The organism is Shouchella sp. JSM 1781072, assembly GCF_041949915.1.
Lineage (GTDB): Bacteria > Bacillota > Bacilli > Bacillales > Bacillaceae_D > Shouchella.
Window position 1 is genome coordinate 1,725,853 of record NZ_JBHFQE010000001.1, and the last position, 7,014, is coordinate 1,732,866.

The 7,014-nt window shown below is 41.4% G+C and carries 6 protein-coding genes, 17 tRNA genes, 2 rRNA genes and 1 pseudogene; 3 read left to right on the plus strand and 23 right to left on the minus strand.

The annotated features are described in order from the left end of the window. Positions 1 to 7 precede the first annotated feature (7 nt). Complete coding sequence (locus ACE1TH_RS09185) at positions 8 to 1,267, plus strand: MFS transporter (protein ID WP_099300203.1); 1,260 nt, start codon at positions 8 to 10, stop codon at positions 1,265 to 1,267. 41 nt (positions 1,268 to 1,308) lie between these two features. Here ACE1TH_RS09185 and ACE1TH_RS09190 read toward each other — a convergent pair. After that, positions 1,309 to 1,419: pseudogene (locus ACE1TH_RS09190) on the minus strand (DUF6241 domain-containing protein); the annotation flags it as partial. Between the two features lie 38 nt (positions 1,420 to 1,457). Next, positions 1,458 to 1,859 (minus strand): DUF6241 domain-containing protein, encoded by a 402-nt coding sequence (locus tag ACE1TH_RS09195; protein WP_375078775.1) that lies wholly within the window; start codon positions 1,857 to 1,859, stop codon positions 1,458 to 1,460. 181 nt (positions 1,860 to 2,040) lie between these two features. Between ACE1TH_RS09195 and ACE1TH_RS09200 the strand changes: the two genes are divergently transcribed. After that, positions 2,041 to 2,238 (plus strand): hypothetical protein, encoded by a 198-nt coding sequence (locus tag ACE1TH_RS09200; RefSeq protein WP_375078776.1) that lies wholly within the window; start codon positions 2,041 to 2,043, stop codon positions 2,236 to 2,238. Here ACE1TH_RS09200 and ACE1TH_RS09205 read toward each other — a convergent pair. From ACE1TH_RS09205 to ACE1TH_RS09215, 3 genes are all read right to left on the minus strand, one after another. Next, positions 2,235 to 2,774, minus strand: coding sequence for a DUF3267 domain-containing protein (locus tag ACE1TH_RS09205; RefSeq protein ID WP_375078777.1), 540 nt, complete (start codon positions 2,772 to 2,774; stop codon positions 2,235 to 2,237). The genes ACE1TH_RS09200 and ACE1TH_RS09205 overlap by 4 nt on opposite strands. Before the next feature lie 35 nt (positions 2,775 to 2,809). Further along, positions 2,810 to 3,220, minus strand: a complete 411-nt coding sequence (locus ACE1TH_RS09210) for an NUDIX domain-containing protein (RefSeq protein WP_375078778.1) — start codon at positions 3,218 to 3,220, stop codon at positions 2,810 to 2,812. 717 nt (positions 3,221 to 3,937) lie between these two features. Continuing rightward, a tRNA-Leu gene (locus ACE1TH_RS09215) sits at positions 3,938 to 4,018 on the minus strand. Between the two features lie 142 nt (positions 4,019 to 4,160). On the opposite strand from ACE1TH_RS09215, the gene ACE1TH_RS09220 reads away from it, so the two are divergent. Then, positions 4,161 to 4,637, plus strand: a complete 477-nt coding sequence (locus ACE1TH_RS09220; RefSeq protein ID WP_099300193.1) for a hypothetical protein — start codon at positions 4,161 to 4,163, stop codon at positions 4,635 to 4,637. 470 nt (positions 4,638 to 5,107) lie between these two features. Here the strand turns inward: ACE1TH_RS09220 and ACE1TH_RS09225 are convergent. The 18 genes from ACE1TH_RS09225 to ACE1TH_RS09310 all read right to left on the minus strand — a co-directional run. Then, positions 5,108 to 5,181: transfer RNA gene (locus tag ACE1TH_RS09225), tRNA-Arg, on the minus strand. A gap of 13 nt (positions 5,182 to 5,194) precedes the next feature. Further along, a tRNA-Leu gene (locus tag ACE1TH_RS09230) sits at positions 5,195 to 5,283 on the minus strand. A 35-nt stretch (positions 5,284 to 5,318) separates the two neighbouring features. Next, positions 5,319 to 5,392: transfer RNA gene (locus tag ACE1TH_RS09235), tRNA-Cys, on the minus strand. Between the two features lie 14 nt (positions 5,393 to 5,406). Next, a tRNA-Gly gene (locus ACE1TH_RS09240) sits at positions 5,407 to 5,478 on the minus strand. A 7-nt stretch (positions 5,479 to 5,485) separates the two neighbouring features. After that, positions 5,486 to 5,560: transfer RNA gene (locus ACE1TH_RS09245), tRNA-Gln, on the minus strand. A gap of 4 nt (positions 5,561 to 5,564) precedes the next feature. Further along, positions 5,565 to 5,640: transfer RNA gene (locus tag ACE1TH_RS09250), tRNA-His, on the minus strand. 15 nt (positions 5,641 to 5,655) lie between these two features. After that, positions 5,656 to 5,729: transfer RNA gene (locus ACE1TH_RS09255), tRNA-Trp, on the minus strand. Between the two features lie 6 nt (positions 5,730 to 5,735). Next, a tRNA-Tyr gene (locus tag ACE1TH_RS09260) sits at positions 5,736 to 5,820 on the minus strand. 61 nt (positions 5,821 to 5,881) lie between these two features. Continuing rightward, positions 5,882 to 5,957: transfer RNA gene (locus tag ACE1TH_RS09265), tRNA-Thr, on the minus strand. Between the two features lie 9 nt (positions 5,958 to 5,966). Next, positions 5,967 to 6,042 (minus strand) — tRNA-Phe (locus ACE1TH_RS09270). Positions 6,043 to 6,071: 29 nt separating this feature from the next. Further along, positions 6,072 to 6,148: transfer RNA gene (locus ACE1TH_RS09275), tRNA-Asp, on the minus strand. Positions 6,149 to 6,154: 6 nt separating this feature from the next. Beyond that, positions 6,155 to 6,231, minus strand: a tRNA-Met gene (locus ACE1TH_RS09280). A gap of 67 nt (positions 6,232 to 6,298) precedes the next feature. Beyond that, positions 6,299 to 6,374, minus strand: a tRNA-Val gene (locus tag ACE1TH_RS09285). 26 nt (positions 6,375 to 6,400) lie between these two features. Then, a tRNA-Glu gene (locus tag ACE1TH_RS09290) sits at positions 6,401 to 6,475 on the minus strand. Positions 6,476 to 6,517: 42 nt separating this feature from the next. Then, positions 6,518 to 6,611 (minus strand) — tRNA-Ser (locus ACE1TH_RS09295). A gap of 5 nt (positions 6,612 to 6,616) precedes the next feature. Beyond that, positions 6,617 to 6,691, minus strand: a tRNA-Asn gene (locus ACE1TH_RS09300). A 16-nt stretch (positions 6,692 to 6,707) separates the two neighbouring features. Beyond that, positions 6,708 to 6,823: ribosomal RNA gene (gene rrf, locus ACE1TH_RS09305) — 5S ribosomal RNA — on the minus strand. 65 nt (positions 6,824 to 6,888) lie between these two features. Beyond that, positions 6,889 to 7,014, minus strand: a 23S ribosomal RNA gene (locus ACE1TH_RS09310); the annotation flags it as partial.

Here is a 7,014-nt window from a genome sequence, read left to right on the forward strand (position 1 = left end):
AGCACACATGTCAAATTTCGTAAACAAAATCGGCTTACCTTCCCACCTTGTGTGGGGGTATGTCGGTGTTATGTTATTTATGGTTGGAGACGGATTAGAAATTGGCTGGCTTAGTCCCTATCTTGTTGAACAAGGATTGACTGTCCAACAATCAGCCTACCTCTTTACAGCCTATGGAGTGACCATTGCCATCTCCTCATGGTTTTCTGGCACCCTTTTTGAAGCACTAGGTGCAAAGAAGACGATGTTTCTCGGTGTATTATTATATGTCATCGGTACAATTGGCTTTGTAGGATTCGCAATCGAAAATTTAAACTATCCGTTAATGCTCATTACATACGCCCTGCGCGGTTTTGGTTATCCATTATTCGCATATGGATTTCTCGTCTGGATTGCTTACCGGACACCACAAAAACAACTTGGTGCAGCTGTAGGCTGGTTTTGGTTTGTCTTTACAGGCGGACTAAATGTCATTGGCGCATATTACTCCATTTGGGCGATTGAAAACCTCGGTCACATTAATACACTATGGAGTGCATTACTCTTTATTGCACTAGGTGCTTTCTTTGCTCTTGTCATTAACCGAGACAAGATTATACGTCCTGAGAAAAAAGAAAATGAGTCAAAGTTAAAGGAACTTTTGAAAGGGATTACAATTATAAAGAAAGAACCGAAAGTGGGGATTGCTGGGATTGTTCGTATTATCAATCAAACAGGTCAATATGCCTTTCCAGTCTTTATTCCTACATACTTTGCGATCGAATATGGCATTAGTACGTCTGCATGGCTTAGTCTATGGGGAACAATTTTTCTTTCAAACATTGCTGTAAACTTATTATCTGGAATGATCGGAGACCGGTTTGGCTGGCGGAACACCGTCATCTGGTTCGGTGGAGTCGGTTGTGCTGTGTTTACCGTCTTATTCTTTTATACACCTGCTCTAACTGGCGGTAATTTAGTCGCCATGCAAATCGTTGGGATCTTATGGGGCGCTTGTATCGCAGGCTATGTCCCACTTTCTGCCCTAGTCCCATCACTCGTAAAAGAAGACAAAGGCGCAGCTATGGCGATCCTAAACTTAGGAGCAGGACTATGTGTGTTCGTTGGTCCCCTTCTTGTTGGCATCTTTTTCGATGTAATAGGCGTTGCTGGTTTAATTTGGTTAATCGCTGGACTTCACTTAGTAGGAGCATTCTTGACCAAATTTATCACCTTGCCAAATAATGCAAAGACATCGACAGTCGATGAAGATGTTGCTGCATCATAAAACAAAGCATAATCTGACTAGCGCAGATTATGCTTTTTCTCTTAAAAGTGTTCTTCGTTATACGCTTCTACTTCTGAGGGGGTTAATAAGCGAGTCGCTTCACCAACTGTTCCTCCCCATAACTTCCAAATAAAATTATGGTCTTCTACCGCATGGCTAAAGTCGCCTTCGTTCCACCTACTTAATAGTTCTACGTACCGATCTCCGTGCGTGAATTCAGACTCTCTCTCTCTGTTGCTAGATTATATAACCATTCAATTCGTTCTTCCGTCAGCTGAACCTTCCCCCACTTTTTCTCGGCTTCCACAAGTCCATGGGTCATAAAATGAATCGCTTCCTGCATATCACGCTCTGACATCGTTTCGGGAAACAAATCATGTAATTCCTCATCAACGGAAGCTGTCAGCACAATTTCATCGGAATCATCGTCTTCACCGTTCATTTCAGACAACGCCGATGTACTTGCTTCCTCTCCTCCAGCTTCATCCGTTCCCGAAAAACGTTCTAGAGCACTTTGTCCAAAATAAAATTCTGCAACACCTACGATACCTATTATTACAAAGATAGATAGAATAATCATACCTTTTCTCACTAAATATCCCCCTAAACAGCTTGCTTTACTAACGTGTATAATTTCCTACAATTAGCAGTCTATCATAGTTCATTCGTCATATGTAAGCGGATTGTTTAAATTTTTCGTTATATTTGAACAAAATTTCTTTTTTAACGTTTGAAAGCTCTTCTGTCGGGTAGGTATTCTTAGAGGTGAAGACATGAAAATGAAAAACCCATTTGTTTACGGACTCCTTTACGCCCTTGGACCAACATGTGCACTTATTCTTCTCTTTTTAATTTTTGACGACATAACAACAGGCTGTCCATTAGTCGTGGCGATTGCAGCTGCTACCTTCCTAGCGGCAACGATGCGTGCTATTTACAAGCGTGATAAAAGCAAAGAAGATTCATCCTAACGAGCCCACTTTGTTGGCTGCACTCGATAAACCCCCCTGCAAAATTCAGAACCCCTAGGCTTTAGCGCAATCAATACAGAATTAAAAAGATCAGACGCCGACACGATTGCATTAAACCAGCTTATAAATAGAAAAATTCCCCTCAGATCTGAAGGTACAAAAAAAGATAAAATAAGAGGTAAGACCGTTAACAGAATAAAAGGCAACGTCATGAACCACCAAAACCTAGACTTTGAAAGTGTAGCATTCGTATGCAGCCAGAAAAAGAATTGACTAAATGTAAGACTAATATCACCTTTCTTATACACAACAAGGATATGAATGATTTCATGGACAATAAAAACGCTGATAGCAATCAATACGAGGTAAACAGTTGGAATGGAAAGACTAAGGAAATAGCTACTAAGCAAAAAAAGAACCTGAAGCGTATAAACAAACTTCATAAAATGTGTACGAAACCAACTATTTGTTATAACTGGTTTCCACTCAGCGGTATCCATGCTTATTTCAGGCAAATGTTTGAACCAAACGATCATCTTGTTCCCTACTTTCTATGTAGCGATCAGTTATCTTAACGACTTAATAATTCGAAAGGACTTACTTTCCACGTTTCATACGGTACAAAATTTGTAGCATTCATACAGTCAATGGTCCGAGACCGCATATGTGGTCGCGTTATAAATTGATGAATTGTATCATTCGTGAGCGTAACAAACGCTGCTTCCTTAATTTCCTCTGGCTGAATACGTATATCGCCGCTAACAAAACGAGCTTTAAACACGACTGATAAAAGCGCATCCGTTGCATTATAATAAATCCCTGTAATTCCAATTGGCGCAATAATAATCCCAGTCTCCTCTAGCACTTCTCTACACAAAACCTCATCTAACGGTTCGCCAATTTCTACTTGACCACCTGGCGCTTCCCAAGTAGTGGAATTATCTTGATCTCTGAAGCCTCTGCTTTTTTCATTTTTAATCAAATAATAGTTCCTACACATAAATAGAGCGTGGTTTTAACCACCCTCTTGTTTCTTATTATGTGTCAAGATATCTTTGCACTTTAAAAACGTAACGAACACTGGAACCACTAATAAAATTGATACGTAGACCAATAGTATAGTAGGAACGAACTGAACGAATGAGCTGTTTACGACATATAAACCTATAGTCAAAACGTAAAAAGTAAGATGTATGAAATCCAAAGCTTTATTCTTAAAGAGAGAAACTCCCTTTTCTTTAATAGAAATTATTAAAAATACACCAATCATGAGGATAAGAAACGCCACACCGGACACTCCCTTTTTAATAGTTTTATGTGAAATACATCTGTTGAGACGCCGGCTACATACGTTAGACTAGTAAACCTTAACGTGACCAAATTTCTTCTATTACTGAGTCACCAAACGTCTGTAAACTTTTATAAAGCATTTAGCTTTTATCTACTCTGAAGTAGAAATCGTAATCCTCTCTGTATCTAACAACGCTACTTTCATTAAATGTCTAGCCGATCCCGTACTCTTTTACTGAACAACGCTCTTCTATTGTTATTCAAGCCTAACACATTAATTTTCTTTTAATCAACAATTTTCCGAGTTCTCGTAAAATTCGTTGCTTGAAAAAATGTCCATGAATACAAAAAAACTGCTTCTCCATAAAGGAAAAACAGCTTTAAGTACTACAATATCAACATTTCACGATACCGGTGGCCGGGGTCGAACCGGCACTCCAGAGGAACACGATTTTGAGTCGTGCGCGTCTGCCAATTCCGCCACACCGGCATAAACAACTTATCGACAAATAATAATATACCATTCATAGTTCACTTCGTCAATAGCTTTTCAAAAGTTTTGTGTTTATAAAGTAAGGGTATTGCAAAAGAAATTACCTTAATTTTACCATTACATAGAAAGGGTGGCTTTTATGAAAAGATTTATTTTTACATGTTCATTAACGTTAAGTTTTTTATTTATATCTGGATGCAGTAATCATGTACAAGATGACCTTATTCAATACCTTAATTCTGATGAGATGGATGCGCTTTACCAAACTGAATTAGACATTATGGCAAACTTTGACGAGGTTCAAGGGGGTTTAGAGGATACCGAAGCAATAAACTTTTTAAACGAGAATATTATTGCACCTTATCGCGATTTTATAACGGACCTGGAAGCTGTTGACCCAGATACCACTGAGGTAACAAATTTGCATAATCAATATATTGAGGGTGCTATGATTCGATTAGACGGTTATGAACAGACAGCTCAATTTATAGAGTCAGGAGAATTTGCTGATATGGAACAAGCAAATAAACTATTAGATGAGGCTAGCTCAATCGTTCTTCAGTATAGAGAAGAACTGGGTTTATTAGCTGAGGAACATAATGTTGAAATTGAATAAACCATTTACCAAAAAGGAGATGCTTCTCGGCCTGTTCTTCTAATTTTTATCTATATTTTGTAAAGTCCACTATAGGCTCATATCTTTAACTGTTTCAGTAAGGCTTAGTAATTTTCATCACAGTTAGTGTAACAAAACTAGATCCATCAGCATGATTACCCCCGTCTTTGCTAGTTCATTTATTATCTAACTAAATCTCTTCATTAATTCTTATATGTGCTTGTCCTGTTAAACAAAGACATTCTTTTCTTGCTGTAGGGTTTTCTATCGATAGTAACAGCACTTCTTCTTTATAGCTTGGTAATGAGGATCATAGAACTATGCGCCAAAACCCTTTTTCAAGTAACGTCCTCTTCATTAGAATGAAGCTTCTCCTAATAATGTTTTTATCCCTTTTAAGATGCAATATTATAGAGAAGCAATAATTAAAAAAACAAAAAACCAGCTTAATGTAAGCTGGTTTTTAAAAGCGCGCCCGAGAGGAGTCGAACCCCTAACCTTCTGATCCGTAGTCAGACGCTCTATCCAATTGAGCTACGGGCGCTTGTACAAAGAAATGGTGCCGAGGGCCGGACTTGAACCGGCACGATTGTCACCAATCGCAGGATTTTAAGTCCTGTGTGTCTGCCAATTCCACCACCCCGGCATGTATGTAAGGACCATCTCATTCTATGAAACTATTGGAGGCGGTAACCGGATTTGAACCGGTGATAAGGGTTTTGCAGACCCCTGCCTTACCACTTGGCTATACCGCCTTGGCAAAATAAAGAGCGGAAGACGAGATTCGAACTCGCGACCCCCACCTTGGCAAGGTGGTGTTCTACCACTGAACTACTTCCGCATATAAATGGCTGGGCTACCTGGGATCGAACCAGGGAATGACGGAATCAAAATCCGTTGCCTTACCGCTTGGCTATAGCCCAATAATGGGGCGACCGATGGGAATCGAACCCACGAATGCCGGAACCACAATCCGGTGCGTTAACCACTTCGCCACGATCGCCATATTTTTAAAAATTGGCAGGGGTAGTAGGAATCGAACCCACATCAAAGGTTTTGGAGACCTTCGTTTTACCATTAAACTATACCCCTTAAAAATGGTGGAGGGGGACGGATTCGAACCGCCGAACCCGGAGGGAGCGGATTTACAGTCCGCCGCGTTTAGCCACTTCGCTACCCCTCCACTTTGAAAAGACAATACTTATCTTACCTAAAACCGTTGGTTTTGTCAACAACTTTTTCAGTGGTGCCGGCCAGAGGACTTGAACCCCCAACCTACTGATTACAAGTCAGTTGCTCTACCAATTGAGCTAGACCGGCAAAAGTAAGTGGTGGCTCAGGACGGAATCGAACCGCCGACACACGGATTTTCAGTCCGTTGCTCTACCAACTGAGCTACTGAGCCATAAACATATGTATGGCTTTTTAAAAAAATGGCGGTCCGGACGGGACTCGAACCCGCGACCTCCTGCGTGACAGGCAGGCATTCTAACCAACTGAACTACCGGACCATTTTTTGGTTGCGGGGGGCGGATTTGAACCACCGACCTTCGGGTTATGAGCCCGACGAGCTACCAGACTGCTCCACCCCGCGTCGTTACAAAGGATTTAGATAATGTACATTAGTAATGAAACACATCTTCCTGATTGGAAAAACTTAATGGTGGAGGATGACGGGATCGAACCGCCGACCCCCTGCTTGTAAGGCAGGTGCTCTCCCAGCTGAGCTAATCCTCCAATATAATATGCAAGTTCATTAAAGATGGTGACCCGTACGGGATTCGAACCCGTGTTACCGCCGTGAAAGGGCGGTGTCTTAACCGCTTGACCAACGGGCCAGTGAAAATGTAGTACGTGTATGTATTCATAAGAATAAGATCTGGCGGAGAGCGAGGGATTCGAACCCTCGAGACGGTTTTACACCGCCTACACGATTTCCAATCGTGCTCCTTCGGCCAGCTCGGACAGCTCTCCAGCTATGGCTCCACAGGCAGGATTCGAACCTGCGACCGATCGGTTAACAGCCGATAGCTCTACCACTGAGCTACTGTGGAAAATTTAGTTAAGTAAGCCTGGCAACGTCCTACTCTCACAGGGGGAAGCCCCCAACTACCATCGGCGCAAAAGAGCTTAACGACCGTGTTCGGCATGGGAACGGGTGTGACCTCTTTGCTATTGCCACCAGACTATGAAAAGAATCATCGATTCTTTCAAAACTAAATCTAGAAATCAAACTCACGTCAAGAAAAATTAGGATAAGCCCTCGACCGATTAGTATCAGTCCGCTCCATGTGTCGCCACACTTCCACTTCTGACCTATCAACCTCATCATCTCTAAGGGGTCTTACTGGCTTACGCCATGGGAAATCTCATCTTG